Raw genomic sequence first — 19896 nt, forward strand, 5'->3', positions numbered from 1 at the left:
GTGATGGTCTACAAGGTGCGCTGGAGGCGATCCAGGTTGCAGCCGAAATTCGTTCCTCGTTCGTTGATTTTCCAGGAGATGGGCGCTGGCTGCGCTTTTGGATATCCTCATCCGCTGGGCATGGAAGGCCGCGCAGCATGCCGAGCTTGATTACCGTACCTGAAAAAAGGTAGATTTCGCCAAACTCAATTTGCAGCGCCTCAATATACGCCTGATGCCGTTGGTGATGTGGTCGTTGCCAAAGTCAAGTATGGATTGTTAGGCGGAACTTCATCGAAAAGACGTGTGGGATCAGCCAACAGATAGCCATGCAATCGCCTTGATTTCCGTGGCCCGGTGACCTCGCAAGTCCAGATATTCAGGCCGCTATCCTGTTTACGATGCAATTGCAGCTTTTCGAACGCTTTCTGAATCCACTGCCAATCCGCAACATTTTCCTGTTTTGCCAGAAATGCCGTTTTGGGATGCTCTTGTGCGTAGCGCTGAAACAATCCTGGGCTGACCAGGTAAACGGTATCGGAGACGGTATGCACCAGGGCTTTAGCGTCGTTAATAATCAGCTTGCGGGTGCTGATATGCTGACGCAGCCAGGCGATGAAGTGTTCGCCAGATGGAGGCACCTGAGTTTCGTTTTTCACTTCGGCAGTTGAAGGAGCGGCAGGCGGCAGCTCAGGCTCCTGATCCTGCGTGGTGCCTGTCTCAGTTGGTTCGTTCGGAGATGCTGTGGTCGACGGCAGCGTCACGTCCGGTGTCCCGAGCAGATCGAGCAACGCATCGACGCCATCCACGCTGGCCGCCTGCGTACCAGGTCCAGGAGCGGAGAGCGCTGGAGCAGCTGCCGAGCCGGTGGACGGCAAAGGCTGCTCCGCAACGTTTGGTGAAGCGGGGGATGCATCCGCCGTAGAGGTGTCATCCTGCACCACTTCCACGGTTCCCTGAAACGCCGGCGGGCGTTCACTGCCTTCCCATATCAATGCTGGTGCAAGCCGAAGCAGAGTGAACGTGTGGGTCCAGCCAGTGTCGCTGGTGACGACCGCTTTCCAGATAGCCTTGTCATCCGGCGTGGCCTGGAGCATGCCGTGGTCCTGCAGGATATTGAAGACGGCCGTGTTGTTGGCCGGAATACCCTCGATGCCCTGAGACAGCAAATGTGCGCGCAGCTTGTCCGAGACAGTCTTGGAAACAAGCCACAAGGCATCCTGCGTCAGCCAACCGTCCGAGGCCTGTGGTTGATTCAGCTTTAACTCTTCCTTGAGCAGGTAGCGAAGCCCCTCCAACAATTTGCGCTGCAATGTATGCTTCGGTGCAGCCATCGCCTTGGCGGGATCTCCGCCGAGTTCCTGCGCCACGGAAGCCCGATCGGCATTCGTGACCAGTTCGCCCAATACTCCGGCGTGCTCATGCTGGCCGGCCAGGACATAAAGCAGCGCCGCCCACAGTTCGGGGTAGCTGCTGAGCCAGTCCAGGATCTCGCGATCGAGCACGCAGTTGTAAAGCAATCCACTCGCGGCGTTGTGCAGGCGGTACTCGCGATCCTTCCGATAGCGAAAGCGGTATGGATGCTGCAACGGTCCATGCCAGGGGTGCCACAAACTGCCGTCGTTCATCTCGACGTGCAGATCGACTGCAATTTTGCCGATGTCATGCAGCAGCGCCGCATAGGCTGTAGCGGCTGTCCAGGCCTCGGCCTGCGCGGCTTGATCTTCCGGTGTCGCCCCGGCTGGGAGAAGGTGGGACTGTCGCAGCTTGAGTGCGTAGGCGACGATCTCAAGCCCGTGGTCAAGCAGGCCGCCGGGATAGGCGTGGTGGTGCGATTCCGACGCTGGAAACTGTTGGACCAACTCGGCGTACCGTTCCAACGGGCCGAGGTACAGCACTGCGAATTGCTGACGCGAGAGTGATGTTCGCTGCCATATGTGCTCCAGCAGCTTCTGCCGGCGCGCGGTGGCCAGCAGCGATGCGGCCGGTTCCGGTCGCATCAGCCCTTTGGCCTTTGTTGCAGTGGCGGGCGCTGTGGTAGCGGCCTGCACGGGTCGTTTTCGTTGGAACAGCGCGAACATGAAAGCACCTGAAATTGCGGTCGGCGGGGAGCCTTTTCCTTTTCCGGATAGGCCCATTCCCCTTGGGCCCCATTCCCTTGCCCCTTGACGACCTTTTGCCCTTGCCGAAACCCTTTGATATAGCCCTCTGGGCCAGTTCCAGCGAGCAGGAATGCGGCACGGATGCAGTCCCTTTGTCGTCGTCCAAGATGCCTTCGTACGGCAGTTCTAGGCTGCGACAGAATTTGGCCTTATCTAGCGGAAAAAATTGATCTTTTTATTGCTCCAGCAAATTGCGATGTGCAATCCTTGCGGTGCGCCACTCATAGGCGCCGGGTGTGAGAACCCGAACTTGATACCAGCGGGTCGCGTTATGGCGATCCGTAGGGCAGACGTTCGCGTCTGGCCGGTCTGGTATCAGCCGGTTTCTCACCCCTGCGGGTCGCCGCCATCTATCGGATTCCATTCCGGGCGGCGCAGGGGAACAAGGCCACGGAGGGGACAACATGGATCATTCAGACAACAACAGAACCAGCATTCACGCGCAACGCGCGTATGCGCTCATCATGTCGGGCGTAGCGGAATGCGATACCGCACTGGACCAGCGCCTATTGCTCGACTCTCTCATCTGCCAGTGTGCGGTGTTCACCCGCATTCTGGGGGCGAACGCGAATTTTTTGATCTGCTGGAGAAGTTGAGGCGCGTTGATCTCGATACTGCGGGCGACCTGATGCCTGCCACACAGCATTGATATCCGCCTACGGCCGATGCGATCCCTGCTGTCGCACAAGCAGGCCGATGTGAGAGCTGCCACCTTGCGTTTCCGTTAGTCGGTGACTAATATGTCATCAATGACTAATGGAGGTGCGACATGGCAATGACCACGATGACCATCAGGAACATTGACGAGGGGCTGAAAGCGCGTCTGCGCGTGCAAGCCGCTCAGCATGGCCGTTCGATGGAAGATGAGGCTCGCGACATCTTGCGGGCGGCTTTATCGACCGAGACTGCACGCGGCAATTCTTTGATCGAGGCTATTCGTGCGCGGGTAGAGCCGCTAGGCGGGATCGAGCTAGACCTGCCGGCGCGGGATGCCATTCGTAACCCGCCGGAGTTTGATGCATGATCGTCCTCGACACCAACGTTCTGTCCGAGACACTTCGCCCAGCTCCCGATGCACTTGCGCTGACCTGGCTGGCTCAGCAACCTCGCTCAGCGCTGTTCACCACGACAGTCACGCGGGCGGAGTTGCTGTATGGCGTGCGCCTGCTGCCGGACGGCCAACGCAAGGCCGCGCTCATGGAGGCGATTCACGGCATCTTTGCTTCGGATATGGCCGGACAGGTGCTGGGCTTCGACAATGACGCATCCGATGCCTACGCCGAAATCGCAGCGTCACGCAAACTGGCGGGCAAGCCGATCAGCCAGTTCGACGCCATGATCGCGGCGATCGCAAAGTCGCGAGGCGCCAGCCTGGCAACCCGCAACGTCAAGGACTTCGTGGACTGTGGCATCACAGTGATCGATCCGTGGAAGCGTTGATCCAGGTGCTTGAGAAACTAGAACGAACAAAGCTCCCTTGTGGAGGTCTGAAGTAAGAAAGCAGTGCCTCCAACCCGTCTGCGAACGACACAGGAAGATATTTCGACGATGAACTAATGCAACAGTGAGAAGCGAGGATATGACCATGGCAACGCACGCACACAACAAGGGATGGGCCTATCGGCTCGGTAGCGGCATGGGGCGTGCCTGGCGTGGTTATACACGGTTGGAAAAGAAGGCTGCTCGCTGGCTGGTTGCGCAAGGCGTCCCCGGACTGGTGGCGTCGGCTCTCCCATGGCTTGCCAGGCTCGCGGTGCTTGGCGTTCTCCTCTGCGTCGCCTTCTGGCTGGCCTTGCTGCTCCTGTTCGTTGTCGCAGTTGCCTGGTCAGCCGGACAAGGCGCTGATGCAGAGGAAGATAAGTGGCCATCCACTAGGCATGATGATCTCAGGGAAATGCCCTGGTACGATCCTGTGCCTTATAACGACACGGACCACCCCGATTTCCCTGATGAAAAAGATCTGTAAGCGTTAAGTTATTTCAGCTTGCTGGAGATAACGCTAGGTCCTTTTCCTCCAGCCGCAGTGGCATCTTTCGTTGCGCTTGCCAATCCAGCAACTACGCCAGCAGCTCGAATTCCCACCCAAGTAAGCGTAGTAACCCAAAAAGTTGGTAGCACAAGGAACATCATTCCCATCACGAAGTTCAGCAGCAGATCCCCGAATGCATTGTTCAGCCCCATCACCGGGTCGAAATAGGTCATCGGACGGTTGTAGCCCCATCCCCAGCCATAGAGCGCGTCCAGGATCGTGGAGTCGACCCACCTTGCCAATTGGAACCAGAAATCCACGAAGAACAGGGCGAACTGGATCACGCTGACGGTCACCACGGTCTTCAGGTCGTAGGTGCCGATCACCAGCACGAGCGGAATGCAAATCACCAGCGCCATCTTGAGCAGTGACAACGCCATGGGCAAAGCCTGACGCATGACGTCCATCGCCGGGAAGAACCCCACGGCACCCACCGCCATCCCCACATCGCCCGCGGCTCGGGTAACGACATTCGGCAAGGTCTTGTCGATCTGGCCGCCGTAGTCGGTGTAGACGGCGCCCTGGTTCAGTTTCTGTTGCCGCGGGGCCGCGATGGCGCGGATCACGGAATCGTCCAGCTCGGTCCTGGAGATGAAGCCAGCCCAGTTCGCCATGCGTGAAAGCAGATTGGGATCGACCTGAGCCAGCAGGCGCGCACGTAGTCCGGTTGAACCATCCGACCACCATTCCCGGCAGTTCGGGTAACCGGCGCCGCTAGGCACCTCGGTCAGCCCCGCATCACGGCTGTCATCGTACGGCCATGACTCGCGAGGCGTGCTTGAGCGATAAGTGTCGTAGTAGCCGGGCGTGTCGACAAAGTAATTGGAGCCGATCCAGCTGACGTCCGCCATCTGCTCTTCGCTCAGAGTCGGGCGGTTCATGAACAGCTTGGCTCGGGCGGGACCGTAGCAATTGAGCGCGAAATCTGTCACTTCCTGAGCCAGCAAGGGGTCGTCGATACGGGTGTTGTCGATGTCCATCCTCATCTGCCGCAGGTCGGTTCCGCACGGGATCGCCGCGACGGCGGCACCGGTGACAGCCTTGGAGATCGAGTGCATGAAAAACCACCAGACCGGCACCTTGGCCGACTGGTTGTTGAGCGTGGTGAATGACTGGCCCCAACCTGTATCGCTGGGCGCGGGAACGTTCACCTGGCACTGGCTGGAGCGGGACTGATCGAAGCTGATGGTGTTGAGATCCACATCGATGAACGGAATGCCGGCGAACATGATCACCACGATGGCGACGAACACCCGGTTTTCGATCCGCATCGAGGAAAGCACGCCCTTGTTGCCCTCGTCAGCTCCCTCCGCGCGTGCTTTCAGCCATTCCTGAATGACGATCGCGATAAACGGGAGCGCAAACAAGCCGCTGGCGACCAGGACCGACCAGATGCCGTTATGAACGATCCACCCAACCAGTGTCAGGTAATACTCCAGATAATCGGACGTATAGAGCGTCATCGTGTCCTCCGCTCATCAAGTGGACTGCAGCAGCAGGCTGCCTTCCAGAACGGCCAGAGCCACCACGCCGGCGATTTCGACACGGATGAGGCGCTGGTGTGGTTCCGTACCAGGTTCGCGAGCCAGGACCCGTTTACGCATCCAGAGCCAACCCCAGGCGAGGCCCGCATAAAGCAGCAGACGCCAGGCCAGGAAATAGCCCGTATGGTCGTCCATCCAGCGCTGCCAGCCTTCGATACTGCCAAGCACACGGATGCCAATCAGGTTGATGGAGATCGCCACAACAAGCAGCAGGATCGTCCACAGCAACGCGAAGCCGACACGGCGATTGAACAACCACCGCATGCGAAGCCAGGCCGGGATCATGGATTGCTTCCTCCCGATTGCGAGCGCTGCAATTCATCGAGGCGATTGGGGATGGGATCGCCCTGGTACACACCCCGCGAACCCGCAGCCCGGGTGCTGTGGCGCTGGATGATCTGCATCGGGGAGTTGTTGGCCAGCTCACGGCGCAGTTCGAGCTCAGTCTTGAGGTTGTTGATCTCGCGGTCGAGAATGTTGCTCTCCTGCGTGACCGCCTCCTGGGCCATTTCGTTCGCGGCCACATTCGGCTCCATCCGCCCGGTCAGCAGCGTGCGCTGAAGCAGCAATGCTTTTTCCAGCACGCTGGCGAGCGCAACCTCGGAAGCGAGACGCCTTGCGAGGATGTCCTGATCGGGTTCATCACGCAGCGCCTCGATCACGCCACGGGTAATCGGCAACGAGGTGCTGCTGGCCGCCTGCAGGTTGTCGAAGCTCATCGACTTGCTGCCCGAGATCAGTTCCTGCAAGCTCTCCAGCTTGGTCTCGTACTCTTCCTGAATGAGCGGTGTCAGACCGACGCCGGGCGTGGTCTGCGTCTTGGTGCAGCTCTCGCAGGTGCGTTGTTCCTGCTCGCCCAGCACACGCGTAGCCCAGGTGACGGCAGCCTGCGGAGAGGTCCAGGTCTGGCACGCCAGTCGGTCGCCGCAACTGCCGGAATCGATGGATGAGGTGTCATCGACGCTGCGCCCGTTGACCAGGTTGTAGCCGGCGCGCGTCACGTCAGCGACCACGCGGATAGGCGCCTGGCCCGAGCCGCCGGCATTGTCGCCTCCGACCCAGGGCACGCCTTCATTGCCCTTGCTGCTTTCTGCCTCCTCGATCGCGGAAACCGCATCGGTGCTGGCAACCGCCTTCTTGAGCGCCATGCCTTCCGCGAGCTGGTCCCAGCCGAGCTGGCCACCGGCCATGTCGGCCATCCTGTTCGCGATCGCCCTGCAGGTGAGTTTCGAGCGGTCGAAATCGAGCCTGGCTTGCAGGACACCGTTGGTGAGCAGGTTATAGAGACCGGGATCAGCGCGCTGGATGATCAGCGCAGGCAGCGAAGCCACCGCACTGGTGGCGTTCTGGATCACATTCGACATGATGGTCTGGAACCCGTTGGTGATGCCGTTCAACTGGTTCTGCAACGTGGTGGTGAGGCTCATGTCGCCGCAAATGAGGTTGCTGTTCCAGCCAACGCCGACGCCGATCGAGCGCATGTTTGCCGCGCCCGTCATGGATACCGCCCGTCCGCCGCCGATGCTGTACAGCACATCGTCGCCAATGACGCTGCCGCGATGCTGCAGGCCATATTCGTTGACACTCGTCTGGGCGGCAGCACCAGAGCATGCCGCCGTCAGGGCGCAAACAAGCAGGCCCCGGCGGAAGTGCTTGCTGAGTGCGAGAGTGGAGGATGAAGTCATCGTGCGCTCCCTCCGCTAAAGTCGACGCTGCCGAGGAAGGTCTGTCCGCGGCGCTGGCAGCAGCTGTAGGGCCGCCAAAGCGCCCAGGCATAGTCGCCTTGCTGGGCCTGGACGCGCTGGTTCGAATGGGGAAAGACGGCGCACGAACTGGACATCGTGGGGGTGAGTTCCTGCCACTTGCCGGTGGAGGCGTCGCCTTCGGCGAGCTCGCCTGCGGGCCAGTAGCCGTCGCGCGCGGTAGCGAGCAGCGGCTGGTAGACGTGAATCTGGCCGCGGCGGGTGACGATATCGCCGGCGCGCTGCGCGACGACGGCACCGCTCTTGTAGTCGTCGGTCTGATGCAGGAATCCGCCCCTCGGGTAGACGGCGCCCCACAGGTTGAGAGAGGTCCGAGCTCCGATCTCGCGCATGCCAGGGATCAGTGCTTCCGGATAGACGGCCTCCGGCACGTTATAGCGCCATGCCACCGTGTCGAGCGTGCTCAGCAGGTATGGCATGAAGGCCGTGCCTGCACCTTCGCAGGAATAGCCCGAAGCACTGGCGAGCTGACCCAGGACAGCCCCGCCGGGGTGACCGATCACGTCAGCGTTTTTGAACTTTGACAGGTTGTTTTCGTGGTCCTGGTTCGTTGTGCCATCGCCGCCGGCCTGTGCCGTGGTGTTCGGCATGCTCATGGCACGCACTTCTACCCACGGGTTCTCGCCAGTATTGGCGTAGCTGGAAACCACGGCATCGGGCACGTAATGGCTAACTTTCACCGAGGTCCGCACCGAGCAGCCGAAGGTGGTGCAGAAGAGCCAGTAGCAGATCCCGACGACCCGGTATTCGAGGCAATCGGGGGATAGGGCCGAGGCTGTGATCGATGCGGTGTTGAGCGCGAAGGCCGACGATGCGGTTCCAAGCATCAGGGCCGCGATCGCGGCGCGGAGACGACGGGCGCGCTTCATGGCTGCGCCCTCCGGTATGCCTCGATACGGGCTTCCGCCCTCGCTACGTCCGACTCACCGTAAATGACGTAGCGCCGGTCGACCACGACTGCAGGAACGGTTGAAACGCTGAGGCCCCAGGCATCGGCCACGCCCTGCCAGGCGGAAGCAAGGGCGCGTTGCAGCTGCCAGCCGCCCTGCTGAAGGCGTCCCTGGACGATGGCCTGGGCACGATGGGGATCGGCGGGCAGATCGGCCGCGAGGCTGGCCTCGATTTCCTGTGCAGTGTCGAGGTGAACGACATTGGCGTTATCCGCCGATGTCAGCGTGACGGATCGGTCGGTGAAAACGGTCACTTCTGCGGCGCTGGCCGCCTGATTGGCCAGGCCCAATGCTACGCACAAGGCGCTGGCTACCGCCGATGGAAAGCGTATCGGCCCGGATTGGGTGCGAAACGGGTTGAGCATGTCCGGACTCCTGAAACAGATTGCTGTTGTGGAGTCTCAGAGTTCATCCGGAACGTGCCCGCGGGTCAGCCAACAATCGGAAACCCGCCTTATCCGCATTGTGCTCGCTGAACAAACCAAGGCATCGCTGGAGTTGAAGTCCGCCTCGATGGACCGCGGCAAGGATGAGCGGCCAAAAGCTCGATGGTGCCTTAGCCGAGTGTCACGCCGAAAATGGCGCCGATGCCATAGGTGACCGCGGCGGCGGCCAGTCCGATGGCGACCTGGCGGGCGGCGGAGAACAGCGTGCCGCGCCCGGTGAACAGGCTGGTACCTGCACCCAGCAGGCCGAGTGCTAAACCGCTGGTGGCCAGACTGGAAACCAATGCTGGTATACCCGATAGAAACATGAACGGCAGCACCGGGACGATGGCGCCAGCCGCGAACAACATGAAGGATGATACGGCCGCGGCGGTCGCCGAGCCGCCAAGCCCCTCGGGGTCGATTCCGAGTTCCTCGCGGGCCAGGGTGTCCAGTGCGGCCCCTGGTGTGCCCAACAGCTTGTCGGCCAGTGCGCGCGCCTGCAGCTCCGTCAGGCCTTTGGCCTGATAGATCAGGGTCAGTTCCTCGCGTTCCTCATCCGGAAACTCGTACAGTTCGTCGGCCTCGATGGCGATCTGGCTGCGGTAGAACTCCCGCGAGCTGGTCACCGACAGCCACTCGCCCATGGCCATCGAGCCGGCGCCGGCGATAAGTCCGGCCAGGCCCGCCAACAGGATGGCCGAGCCCGGCGCCGCGGCGCCTGCCACGCCCATCACCAGGCTGAGGTTGGACACCAGTCCGTCGTTGGCGCCCAGTACAGCGGCGCGAAGGGTGTTGCCGCCACCGCGATGGCGACCTTCCAGTATCGCAAGAATGGGACCGGAAAGTCCTCCGCTCCCGGCGGCTTCCCGCATCAGCAGCGCGTGAGAACGCTCGTCCTGGGCGAGCCCCGCCGCGCGCGCCTCGGGCTGATCGTCGTATGTCCGACTGCCCAGGGTTTCCGCGGCAGCAAGTATCGGCAGCAGGGTGGCGGCGCCATGCCTGCGCACCAGCCAGGCCACGAATCGGGCACGGCGAGAGGGGCGGGGTGAGAAGTGATCCCCGGTTGCCTCCATCCGTTTCTTCCAGAATTCGCCATGAGCCGCTTCCACAGCCGCCAGTCGCCGGAACACGCCGGCCAGGTCGGGATTGGATTCGCTCTCTGCAAGCGCAGTGTAGATCGCGGCGCCGTCCACCTCGCCCTGCAGATTGGCGCGGTAGCGGCCTGTCGTCGTATTGGTCATGGGGCCGTTCCTCCGGGGTTGGTTGCCGCACTGAGAGCGTCGTGGCCGCTGGCGGGGCGCCGAGCGGCTTGATCACGGCGTCAGGCGAGCAGGGGCAGCATGCCAGGGTCTGCCTTGGCCATGGCTCGCCGGTAGGCTTCCCGCTCGCCGATCCGCTTCAGGTAGCCGAGAATGTTCGGATAGCCTGCAAGATCCTTGGGCATGAAATGCCGCATGGTGGTGAGCGGAAATAGCAGCATGATGTCGGCGGCCGTGAAGGCTTCGCCGGCAATATGGGCGGTGCGCCCGAGTTGGTTTTCGACCAACCCGAAGGCGGTATCGATCCGCTCCTCCGCGAACGCAAGACTCCCTTCGCCATCGCGCCCGCCCGCTGCGACCAGCATCATTCTGGCCATCTCCATCGCGGTGAGCGAACTGTTGGCGAAATGGAACCAGAACAGATACACGGGGTAGTTCGCATGCTCCGGCGCAACCGCCAGGCGGCCGCCACCGTGCCGGTGAATGAGGTACTCCATGATGGCTCCCGATTCGCTCAGCACGATGTCGCCATCGCGCACGACCGGTGACGTTCTGGTTGGCGAGATGGACTTGTATTCGGGCGGGGCCAGCCGTGTCATGGGGTCGCGCTCGAAGCGACGAAGCGCATAGGCAAGTCCAAGCTCCTCGCACAGCCAGACGACTCTCTCCGACTGCGAAACGCCCAGGTGATATATGGTGATCATGTGTGGATCCTCCTCGGTAAAACTGCGTAACCGACTTGCAAAGTCAGGCCGAAAATTGAGCCGATGCCACCGGTGCCCGCAGTGGCGGCCAGTTCTGGCGGGCGTTGGAGAACAACGCGCCGCCCATCGAGCAGGCGGGCTGCGCCTCGATCAGCGGGCGATGCGAGCTGATACGGACGCTGTCGCGTCGCCGGGATGCAGCAGCCAATCAATGGCCCGGGCGGGCGGCTTTCTCCCGCATGCCGGCCGTCAAGTTCCTCTGGGCCGACATCAGGGGGCTAATCGCGCAGTGCGCGGTTGCAAAAAAACGGGATCTCCGCAGGCGCGTAGTCGCCTTGCGGCCCCTGCGGCAGCACCGTGAAACGGTGTGCCGCAAGACCTTGTCGTGGCGCCTGCCGGGTCACAGCTCCTGCGCGGTCGGCCGCAGCAGAATTTCGTTGATGTCCACCTCGTCCGGCTGTTCGATGGCATAGGCGATCGCTCGGGCAACGGCGTCCGCTGGAATCTGCGAGGCCTCGTAGAACGCCTGTATCCCCTTGGCGGTCTCCGGATCGGTGGTGTGGAACTTGAGGTCGGTATCGACCGCGCCCGGCGAGATCACCGTGGTGCGGATGTGGCTGCCGACTTCGGCGCGCAAGCCTTCCGACAGCGCGAGCACAGCGAACTTGCTGGCGCTGTAGACCGTCCCCATAGGCGACAGCACCTTGTGCCCGGCCACCGAAGACAGGTTGATGAAGTGGCCGCTGCCTTGCGCCTCGAAGCGCGGCAGCGCCGCAGCGATGCCGTAGAGCACGCCCTTGATGTTGATGTCGATGATGCTTTCCCACTCATCGACCTTGAGCTTGTTCAGTGGCGCCAGCGGCATGGTGCCGGCGTTGTTGATCAGCACGTCGATGCGACCGAACTTTTCGACGCCGGCAGCGACCAGCGCCTCCAGGTCGTCACGGCGGGTCACGTCGGTCTTCACCGCAATAGCCTGACCGCCCGCCGCGACGATGTCTGTGACGATGGTGTCGAGTCGGTCTTGCCGGCGTGCGCCCAGCACCAGTTTGGCGCCCAGCCCAGCGAGATGGCGCGCGGTGGCTTCGCCCAGCCCGCTGCTGCCGCCGGTGATGACCACGACTTGGTCCTGGATGTTGTTGGAAGTACCCATGTTGTGTTCCTTTGGTGTTGAAGAATGAAGTGCAGTGGATCTGCACGGGATGTCCCGGGCGGGTTACTGGCTGGCCAGCACCCGCACCAGCACCTTCACGGCATCGCGCAGACCATCAATGGCTTCCGGTTCGAGGCCTAGTTGCCTGGAGAGCGTCTCCGGGACAGCCAGCGCAGCGTGGCGTAGATCGGCTCCGTGCGGCGTCAGCGTGATCAGGACCCGCCGCTCGTCCTCGGGATCACGATGCCGGCTGACGAATCCGCCTCGATCCATGCGCTTGAGCAACGGCGTCAGCGTCCCGCTGTCCAGATGCAGTTGCTCGCCCAGTTCACCGACACTGATCGGCGAACGCTCCCACAGCACCAGCATGACCAGGTACTGCGAATAGGTCAGACCCAGTGGTGCCAGTACCGGCCGGTAGACCCTGGTGAGCAGGTTTGAGGCGGCATAGATCGGAAAGCAGATCTGACGATCCAACAGTAGCGGGTCGTCTTCCTTGGGGGAGGTAGTTCCGCTCACTCCGCGTTCATCGGCGCACCTGCCTGTCTTCGTCGTCATGGCGTTTCAGCGTGTACGCACCGACAGCGCCACCTCGATGTTGCCGCGTGTGGCATTGGAGTAGGGGCAGACCTTGTGCGCCTCGGCGACGATCGCCTCGGCCTTGGCCTGGTCGACCCCGGCCAGCGTCACCTCCAGCGCCACCGTCAGGGCGAAACCGCCGCTGCCATTGGGCTCCATGCCGACCTGGGCCACCACGTCCACGTCGTTGTCGCGGATTTTCGCGTCCTGGTTGCGAGTGATGTGGATGACCGCGTTGCCGAAGCAAGCGGCATAGCCGGCGGCAAAGAGTTGCTCGGGGTTGGTCGCGCCGCCTTTGCCGCCCAGTGCCGGCGGAAGAGACAATTGCAGGTCGAGCAGGCCGTCCTCGCTGCGGACGGTGCCATTGCGACCGCCGTTGGCGGTGACACGGGTGGAATACAGTGCGCTCATGGTGTTTCTCCTGATGTGGCGGGTTTGCAAAGATTGCCTAAAATTGTATTGTTACCAATTTAATTGTCAATAGTATATCTTCGCGAAGCAGCACTTCGGAGCCATGCGTAGCATCGGCGCCTGCTGAGGTTTCGGACACGGCTAAACTCCCAGAGGAATGCACATGACGGAAGAACTGCGGATCTCACCATTCGACAAGACCTTGACCTGGATCTGCCTGCCGATCAATCTGCGCAATGCTTCCAGCCTGCAGGAGCCCTATTGGTGCGCATGGGAACCGGGGCGTGAGGCGGACTGGATCAGGCCGATGCCAACCCATCCATCCGTCATCAGCGATCCTACGCGGTTCCCTTTCTATCGCCATCGGATGGAGTTCGAGGAATTCGTTCCTGAATTCAACGAGTGGCTCGCAAGGGATGTGCCTACCGCCTTTCTGGTCGGCATCCGGTCCGATGAAGCGCTCAATCGCTTTCTGGCGGTCAAACGCCGTGCCAGGGTGAAGAAGCGCGCCTGGACGCCGCCTGGTACGCATACGCCGGTCCAGTGGAGCGCAAAGGACCAGCCGGACAGCCGCGCCGTTACCTTCTTTCCGATCTACGACTGGCGGTTCGAGGACCTCTGGCGGTACGTCGCAGATCATGGCCATGCCTTCAACCGGCTCTACGATCGCATGCATCTGGCGGGCCTGCCGTTTTCGCAAATGCGTATTTGCCAGCCTTACGGAGACGACTAGCGCAAGGGACTCGATCTGTTCCACAAGCTGGAGCCCGAGACCTGGTTCCGCGTCGTGCAGCGTGTCGCCGGCGCGAACTACGCCGCGCGGTACAGCCGCCAGCGTTTCCTCGGCTATCGAGGCGGGATGGGGTTGCCGCCGACTTTCGATACCTGGCGGCAATACTGTGAATTCCTGCTGCGAAGCATGCCGGGGCCGCTGCGTCAGGTCTATCAGCGTCGTATCGGGGTCTTCATCGACTGGTGGGAGAAGCACAACTACCCGCTGTCTTCCTGGCCCGATGCCGGCATTCCTGAGCTGGAAAACCGCAAGGCCCAACCCTCCTGGCGTCGTGTCGCCCTGTCGCTGCTCAAGCAGGACATGGCGCGCTCACTGTCCTTCGGTTTCGCTCGTCAGGACATCGACACGCTGGCGCTGATCGAGGGGCAATCATCATGAAGCCCTTCGCAAAATACGAATTCGCCCAGATACGCTCGGCCGATGGCGAGGCGGCGTTCTTTTCCCATATGGGCTACTTCTTCGCCAGCCCAAGCGTGCGGCGCGAATGCGGAGGCTATCCGCTCAACGATGGGCCGCTGTACCGCTGGTTCATCGTCCGCCGCAAGGGCGAGGCTCGCGTTCTGGGCTTCATCAGCATCGAGCAGCGCTCCGATATCGTGCGCCTGCGCGAAGGCTACCTGCGCGCTGAGGCGCGCGGCCGGGGTTTGTTCGGTGAACTGCGCCGCCAGGTTCTGGAACATGTCGATGGCCTGGGTCTGATCTGCACGGCGCGCGTGCAGCAGGCTGCTGCAAGGTTCCTCGAACCGCACGGATTCAACGTTCAGTCCTCCCGCGGAAGCTGGGTGACTTTGGAGAGACAGAAATATGCCACAAGTAATCAACCTGACGAACCGGGCCGAAGCCCTGTTCACCGAACTGGACAGCCTGCCGCTGGCGAAGCGAGTCGAAGCCATCAACCAGATCCGGCTGCGGCTGCACGAGCATAGCCCGTTCGCCGATGAGCCGGTGGACTGCGTTCAATGGGTCCGGGGCGAACAGGTTGAGGCCAATGACTACAACCCGAATTCCGTCGCGACGCCGGAAATGAAGCTGCTCGAATTGTCGATCGACGCCGATGGCTTCACCCAGCCCATCGTCACGCATCGCGAGCAGGAAGAAAGCCATGTCGTGGTCGATGGTTTCCACCGTCAGAAGATCGGCAAGAAGCAGGGGCCGATCAGGAAACGATTGCACGGCTACCTGCCGGTGGTTTCGATCAGAAGCGGGCGCGCGGCAACGGCAGACCGGATCGCCGCCACCATCCGTCACAACCGCGCTCGCGGTGTCTATTCCGTGCTGCCGATGACCGACATCGTGGTCAGGCTTCTGCAGACAGGATGGACTGAGGGCGATGTGGCCCGCGAGTTGGGCATGGATGATGATGAGGTGTTGCGGTTCAAGCAGGTGTCCGGCCTGCCTGGTCTGTTCAAGGACCATGACTATTCGAAGTCATGGGATTAGATCTCGCTTTTCCTTGAGAGCCGCAAGCTATCTGGGGGCGTTGCCAACGCCGTCGTCGGGTGTCCCGGCATTCTTTCCCTGGCCGGTGTCGCGATCGCTTGATAGCAAATCCAGGGCTGACAACAGTGCGTCGCCTTCGACGGGACCGGGCAGGACAAGTGTATGGCCGCTCTGGTTGTCGCTGAGCTTCAGCGTCGGGGTCGCGGTAACGCCTTCACGCGAACCTTCGTTCGCCTGCGCCTGAATGATTGCCTCGGTGCGTGTGCTGTCCAGGCAGGCCTGGATTTCCGGGGTGAGTGCCGGGTATTGCATGTTTTCAGGTATGCCGGCCCCGTCGCTGCGGGTTTGTTGATAGATCCAGGTAACCGCCTGCCAGAACGCGGCGTGGCCCCCGGCCTCTCCCGCGCATTCGGCCAGCCGGGCTTGTCGTGTTGCGGCGGGCTCGTGCATGGGGAGCGGCAGATGGTGCCATTGCAGGTTCGCCTCCGGATTCCGGTCGACCCATGCCCTGAGCAGCGGGTAGTAGCTCTTGCAGTATGGGCATTCCAGATCGGCATACAGCACCAGCGTAAAGCGCGCGTCGGCCTTGCCGTAACGCCATGGCGGTCCCGCCTGAAAACTTTGCGAGACGGCGTTGCCCGCACCGGTCTTTGCAGGTGAGCCGGATTGGCTCGTCAAATACCAGGTCGCCACAAGCAACAAGGTGAGCGCGAGAGCCATCAGGGGCCCCAGCATGCGGCGAAGGGGAAAACGAGAGAAAAGAGAAGATTGCATGACAGGTTCCTGATCGCCCACCGCAAGGTCGGGTTGCTTCACACCGGTTCGTCACCACAGTCGAACACAACCGTCCCGTTCCTGGTGCAAACAAAGCGAACTTGACCGAACCGGGTTGTTGGTTGGCCCGGTGCGTCTATCTGGTCACGATGCAGAAAGCCGATGTCCAAATGGCTCGGTGCCGCTGTGTCCGGGTCAGGTGCCGGTGCTGTCTGACTGGATTGGGCTGCGATTCAAGTTCGGGCCGAACCCGTCGATATATTTTGAATATCCAGTTCCGGTCATGTGGCCTGGCGGCGCTGAAATCCGACAACGGCGAGGAGGGAAAAACGGCGCTGGGAAGCGCGACCGCATCTTGGGCGGTGTGTGATGAGAATCACCTGTTCTTATTATTATAACACTCAGATGGCTGGAAATGCACTTGGTTGGTGCTCGATCCCTTCTTAAGGAAACCCTGAAGAAGACTCCCCGTTTCTGGTGAAATACGCCGATCCCGTTGCCCGAGTATCCCGATGAAGCAGATGACCTTCGCCGACGCCGAGTACGCAGGTAAGCGCAAGCAGACCCGCAAGGAGCTGTTCCTGATCGAGATGGATCGGGTGGTGCCATGGAAGGGCTTGATTGCGCTGATCGAGCCTCACTACCCCAAGGGTGACGGTGGCCGGCCAGCCTATCCGCTGATAGCGATGCTGCGTGTCCATCTGATGCAGAACTGGTTCGGCTACAGCGACCCGGCGATGGAAGAGGCGCTTTATGAGACCACCATTCTGCGCCAGTTTGCGGGCTTGAGCCTGGAGCGCATCCCTGACGAAACAACCATTCTCAACTTCCGGCGGTTGCTGGAAAAACACGAGCTGGCGGCAGGAATCTTGGCCGTCATCAATGGCTACCTGGGCGACCGCGGTCTCTTTCTGCGGCAAGGCACGATCGTCGACGCCACGCTGATCAACGCACCGAGCTCGACCAAGAACAAGGACGGCAAGCGGGACCCGGAGATGCACCAGACCAAGAAGGGCAACCAGTATTGTGTGTCACGAACACAGGTCGTATGACCTGTGATGCTGTACCGAAGATGGAAGTAGGCCTTCCGAAGTCGGCTTGCAGGAGCAGGCTTCAAACCACCCGGTGCTGCTGCATCCAAAAGGTGCGGTGGTGAGCAACCGAGGAAAAGTCATCCCATGATGATGGCAGGTGAGTATGGAGAAGATGAGCGAAAGCAAACCGTCCGATGACGCATCGTTATTCCCTAAAGTGCTGTCGAAACTGAGGTTGAGTACTGGCTTCAGGACGAGTTGGGGCGTTACCTGCTGCGGATTCCACACCATCCGGCCACCCAGTCCACGCTCATCTGGCCAGGCATTCCACGGCCATCTGGCCACCTGTTCCACGGCCATCCGGCCGGGCAGTCGGAGCGCAGCGACGCAGGGGTGGCATTGTTAGTCTGAGGTGCCCGGCGTCGTCAATTTCTGCGTCCGTTTGCGCATTGATTCACCCTTCAGATTGATCCGATAAGCGTTGTGCACCAGGCGGTCGAGGATGGCGTCGGCCAGGGTCGGGTCGCCGATCAGCTCGTGCCAGTTGTCCACCGGCATCTGGCTGGTGACGATGGTCGAGCGCTGGCCGTAGCGGTCGTCCAGTAGCTCCAGCATGTCGCGCCGCTGTTCGGCGGTGAACGGGGCCAGGCCCCAGTCGTCGAGGATCAGCAGGTCGGTCTTGGCGTAGCTGCTCATCAGCTTGGCGAAGCGGCCGTCGCCATGGGCCAGACCCAGTTCTTCCAGCAAACGTGGCAGGCGCAGGTAGCGCACGCTGTAGCCCTCCCGGCAGGCCTGGTGGGCCAGGGCACAGGCCAGCCAGGTTTTACCGACACCGGTGGGGCCGCCGATGATCAGGTTGAGGCCGTCGCGCAGCCACTGGCCACTGCTCAGTTGCAGGATCAGCGCCTTATCCAGTCCGCGCGGGCTGCGGTAGTCGATGTCTTCGAGGCAGGCGTTGTGCTTGAGCCGGGCCTGGCGCAGGCGGCTGCTCAGGCGCTTGTCATCGCGTTCGGTCAGCTCGCGGTCGACCAGCAGGCCGAGGCGTTCTTCGAAGCTCAGGCTGTCGATGTCCGGGGTTTTCAGTTGTTCATTCAGCGCCTTGAGCATGCCGTGCAGGCGCAGGGTTTGCAGCTTGTCCAGGGTCGGATGGGGCAGCATGGTGGGATTCCTTGGGGTCAGTGGTAGTAGGCGGATCCGCGCAGGTTGGCGTGGTCGTCCGGCAGCAGCGGCAGGTTGGTTTGAGCTAGCGGCAGGTTTTCCAGCCCCTGGCGCAGGATCGATTCGAGGCTCTTGTAGCTGCACGTGCCGAGGCTGATGGCGCGACGGCAGGCCAACTCCAGACGCGCCTCACCGTGGGTTTTACCCAGGCGCAGGATGCCCAGGCAGGCCCGGTAGCCCTGCTGCGGATGGATGCGCCGTTCGAGGATGTGCCGGATCACGCCGGCGGTGTTCGGCCCGGTCTGCTCGGCCCAGCGGATCAGCCGTTGCGGCGTCCACTCGGCATGCTCGCGATGGCTCTTGGGCATGTGCTCGGCCTGCGTGCTGTGCCTGCCCTTGTGCATTGAGCGCAGGTGGCTGGCCACTCGCTGGTTGGCGTGGAAAAACTCGACGGTGCGCGCCGTCAGGCGCACCTCCAGCTGCTTCTTCACCAGTTGATACGGCACCGAGTAGTAATGCCCATCGACCTCGACGTGGTAGTCGATGTGCACCCGCGCCTTCTTCCACTCGGCGTAGACGTAGGGTTGCTCCGGCAGGGGGCGCAGCGCCGGACGATCCAGGCTGTCGAAGGCCGACTGCCGGGAGCCCGGCAGCTTCTTGAACGGGCGTTGGTTGAGCCGCTCCAGCAGCCCGGCGATGGCCGTGTTGAGTTCATCCAGGGAGAAGAACTGCCGATTCCTCAGTGCGGCGAGGATCCAACGCTCGACCACCTGCACGCCGACTTCGGCCTTGGCCTTGTCGCGCGGTTTGCGTGCCCGCGCCGGCACCACCGCCACGCCATAGTGCTCGGCCAGATCGCGGTAGCTGGGGTTGATGTCCGGCTCGTAGCGGTGACTCTTGCTCACCGCGCTGCGCAGGTTGTCCGGCACCACGATCTCCGGCACGCCGCCGAGGAAGGCGAAGCAGCGGGCATGGGAGCCTAGCCAGTCCGGCAGCTGCTGCGACCAGGTGGCTTCGGCGAAGGTGTAGCTGGACGCGCCGAGCACCGCGACGAACACCTGCGCCTGGCGGATCTCGCCGCTGTGGCGATCGATAACCGGCACCGTCTGGCCGGCATAGTCGACGAACAGCTTCTCGCCGACGCGGTGCTCCTGACGCATCACCACGTCCAACTTGCCCTGCCAGGCTCGGTAGTGCTCACAGAACCAGCTGTACTGAAAGCCCTGAGGCTGGCTCAGGCGGTACTCCTGCCAGAGCAGCGCCAGGGTCACCCCGGGGCGGCGCAGTTCGGCATGCACCCATGCCCAATCGGGTAAAGGCCGCTTCTCACTGGCAACCGCCGGGGCCGGCGGGAACAGTTGCTGCTCCAACTCGGCATCGGACAACGAACAGGGCCAACTGAGACCGCTGGCGGCAAAACGATTGAGGTAGTCGCCGACGGTGACACGACCGACCTGCACGCTGACCGCAATCTGGCGAGCCGATAGTCCGACCTCGAACTTGAGACGTAGTACTTCGCGAATCTTACGCATGGATAAACGCTCCACGACGACCTCTCTGCTTCGAAAAAGAGGTCGATGGTAGTGAAGAAATCCTGCGTTACTGCCTGCCCGGTTGAGTGGCCGGATGGCCGTGGAATCAGTGGCCGGATGCGCGTGGAATGGGTGGCCGGATCACCGTGGAATCGGTGGTCAGATGCTCATGGAATGGGTGGCCAGATGACCGTGGAATCCGCA

20 protein-coding genes and 2 pseudogenes are annotated in these 19896 nt (G+C 61.8%); 8 read left to right on the plus strand and 14 right to left on the minus strand.

The annotated features are described in order from the left end of the window. Positions 1-200 precede the first annotated feature (200 nt). The gene (mobH, locus tag ACTJJX_RS18315) at positions 201-2060 is read right to left on the minus strand and encodes a MobH family relaxase (RefSeq protein WP_023102456.1); all 1860 of its coding nucleotides are present in this window, start codon (positions 2058-2060) and stop codon (positions 201-203) included. A gap of 485 nt (positions 2061-2545) precedes the next feature. Here mobH and ACTJJX_RS18320 point away from each other — a divergent pair, with 485 nt between their 5' ends. From ACTJJX_RS18320 to ACTJJX_RS18335, 4 genes are all read left to right on the plus strand, one after another. Then, entirely contained in the window at positions 2546-2737 is a 192-nt protein-coding gene (locus tag ACTJJX_RS18320; RefSeq protein WP_023102457.1) for a hypothetical protein, read from the plus strand. 173 nt (positions 2738-2910) lie between these two features. After that, a complete protein-coding gene (locus ACTJJX_RS18325; RefSeq protein ID WP_023102458.1) occupies positions 2911-3165 on the plus strand; it encodes a FitA-like ribbon-helix-helix domain-containing protein in 255 nt (84 codons plus the stop codon). Continuing rightward, the gene (locus ACTJJX_RS18330) at positions 3162-3581 is read left to right on the plus strand and encodes a type II toxin-antitoxin system VapC family toxin (RefSeq protein WP_023102459.1); all 420 of its coding nucleotides are present in this window, start codon (positions 3162-3164) and stop codon (positions 3579-3581) included. Before ACTJJX_RS18325 ends, ACTJJX_RS18330 begins: the two co-directional genes overlap by 4 nt. A 145-nt stretch (positions 3582-3726) precedes the next feature. Further along, on the plus strand, positions 3727-4107 hold the full coding sequence (locus ACTJJX_RS18335; RefSeq protein WP_049874861.1) for a DUF3742 family protein: 381 nt from the start codon (positions 3727-3729) through the stop codon (positions 4105-4107). A gap of 8 nt (positions 4108-4115) precedes the next feature. Here the strand turns inward: ACTJJX_RS18335 and ACTJJX_RS18340 are convergent, their stop codons facing one another. From ACTJJX_RS18340 to ACTJJX_RS18385, 10 genes are all read right to left on the minus strand, one after another. Further along, complete coding sequence (locus ACTJJX_RS18340) at positions 4116-5633, minus strand: conjugal transfer protein TraG N-terminal domain-containing protein (RefSeq protein WP_023102460.1); 1518 nt, start codon at positions 5631-5633, stop codon at positions 4116-4118. A 15-nt stretch (positions 5634-5648) separates the two neighbouring features. Next, on the minus strand, positions 5649-5999 hold the full coding sequence (locus ACTJJX_RS18345) for a hypothetical protein (RefSeq protein WP_023102461.1): 351 nt from the start codon (positions 5997-5999) through the stop codon (positions 5649-5651). Then, on the minus strand, positions 5996-7399 hold the full coding sequence (locus tag ACTJJX_RS18350) for an integrating conjugative element protein (RefSeq protein WP_023102462.1): 1404 nt from the start codon (positions 7397-7399) through the stop codon (positions 5996-5998). The genes ACTJJX_RS18345 and ACTJJX_RS18350 overlap by 4 nt, the downstream gene beginning before the upstream one ends. Then, positions 7396-8346, minus strand: coding sequence for a TIGR03756 family integrating conjugative element protein (locus ACTJJX_RS18355; protein WP_023102463.1), 951 nt, complete (start codon positions 8344-8346; stop codon positions 7396-7398). Before ACTJJX_RS18355 ends, ACTJJX_RS18350 begins: the two co-directional genes overlap by 4 nt. Further along, positions 8343-8792, minus strand: a complete 450-nt coding sequence (locus tag ACTJJX_RS18360) for a TIGR03757 family integrating conjugative element protein (protein WP_023102464.1) — start codon at positions 8790-8792, stop codon at positions 8343-8345. The genes ACTJJX_RS18355 and ACTJJX_RS18360 overlap by 4 nt, the downstream gene beginning before the upstream one ends. 191 nt (positions 8793-8983) lie before the next feature. Continuing rightward, positions 8984-10096 (minus strand): VIT1/CCC1 transporter family protein, encoded by a 1113-nt coding sequence (locus ACTJJX_RS18365; protein ID WP_023102465.1) that lies wholly within the window; start codon positions 10094-10096, stop codon positions 8984-8986. A gap of 80 nt (positions 10097-10176) precedes the next feature. Then, positions 10177-10818 carry a glutathione S-transferase family protein gene (locus ACTJJX_RS18370; protein ID WP_033938206.1) on the minus strand — a complete coding sequence of 214 codons (642 nt, stop codon included), beginning with the start codon at positions 10816-10818 and terminating at the stop codon, positions 10177-10179. 400 nt (positions 10819-11218) lie between these two features. Beyond that, positions 11219-11971, minus strand: coding sequence for an SDR family oxidoreductase (locus tag ACTJJX_RS18375; RefSeq protein WP_023102467.1), 753 nt, complete (start codon positions 11969-11971; stop codon positions 11219-11221). 63 nt (positions 11972-12034) lie between these two features. Further along, positions 12035-12490 (minus strand): MarR family winged helix-turn-helix transcriptional regulator, encoded by a 456-nt coding sequence (locus ACTJJX_RS18380; protein WP_031633154.1) that lies wholly within the window; start codon positions 12488-12490, stop codon positions 12035-12037. Between the two features lie 45 nt (positions 12491-12535). Continuing rightward, positions 12536-12961 (minus strand): organic hydroperoxide resistance protein, encoded by a 426-nt coding sequence (locus ACTJJX_RS18385; RefSeq protein WP_023102469.1) that lies wholly within the window; start codon positions 12959-12961, stop codon positions 12536-12538. 208 nt (positions 12962-13169) lie between these two features. On the opposite strand from ACTJJX_RS18385, the pseudogene ACTJJX_RS18390 reads away from it, so the two are divergent. From ACTJJX_RS18390 to ACTJJX_RS18400, 3 genes and pseudogenes are all read left to right on the plus strand, one after another. Further along, positions 13170-14132 (plus strand): annotated as a pseudogene (locus tag ACTJJX_RS18390) (DUF3440 domain-containing protein); the annotation flags it as partial. Further along, entirely contained in the window at positions 14129-14680 is a 552-nt protein-coding gene (locus ACTJJX_RS18395) for a GNAT family N-acetyltransferase (RefSeq protein ID WP_228379834.1), read from the plus strand. The pseudogene ACTJJX_RS18390 and the gene ACTJJX_RS18395, both read left to right, overlap by 4 nt. Then, positions 14619-15194 (plus strand): IbrB-like domain-containing protein, encoded by a 576-nt coding sequence (locus ACTJJX_RS18400; RefSeq protein WP_228379838.1) that lies wholly within the window; start codon positions 14619-14621, stop codon positions 15192-15194. The genes ACTJJX_RS18395 and ACTJJX_RS18400 overlap by 62 nt, the downstream gene beginning before the upstream one ends. A gap of 27 nt (positions 15195-15221) precedes the next feature. On the opposite strand, the gene ACTJJX_RS18405 is transcribed toward ACTJJX_RS18400, so the two are convergent. Continuing rightward, positions 15222-15968: a DsbA family protein gene (locus ACTJJX_RS18405; protein WP_023102473.1), complete on the minus strand. Its 747-nt coding sequence runs from the start codon at positions 15966-15968 to the stop codon at positions 15222-15224. Between the two features lie 512 nt (positions 15969-16480). Between ACTJJX_RS18405 and ACTJJX_RS18410 the strand changes: the two are divergent. Beyond that, positions 16481-16993, plus strand: a pseudogene (locus ACTJJX_RS18410) (IS5-like element ISPre1 family transposase); the annotation flags it as partial. A 411-nt stretch (positions 16994-17404) separates the two neighbouring features. On the opposite strand, the gene istB reads toward ACTJJX_RS18410, so the two are convergent. Both istB and istA read right to left on the minus strand, forming a co-directional pair. Beyond that, a complete protein-coding gene (gene istB / locus ACTJJX_RS18415; protein WP_045107743.1) occupies positions 17405-18160 on the minus strand; it encodes an IS21-like element ISPpu7 family helper ATPase IstB in 756 nt (251 codons plus the stop codon). A gap of 17 nt (positions 18161-18177) precedes the next feature. Beyond that, entirely contained in the window at positions 18178-19692 is a 1515-nt protein-coding gene (gene istA, locus ACTJJX_RS18420) for an IS21 family transposase (RefSeq protein ID WP_146537839.1), read from the minus strand. Between the last annotated feature and the right edge of the window lie 204 nt (positions 19693-19896).

It is taken from the genome of Pseudomonas sp. 22490 (genome assembly GCF_052044465.1).
In the GTDB taxonomy this organism is placed as follows: Bacteria; Pseudomonadota; Gammaproteobacteria; order Pseudomonadales; family Pseudomonadaceae; genus Pseudomonas; species Pseudomonas aeruginosa.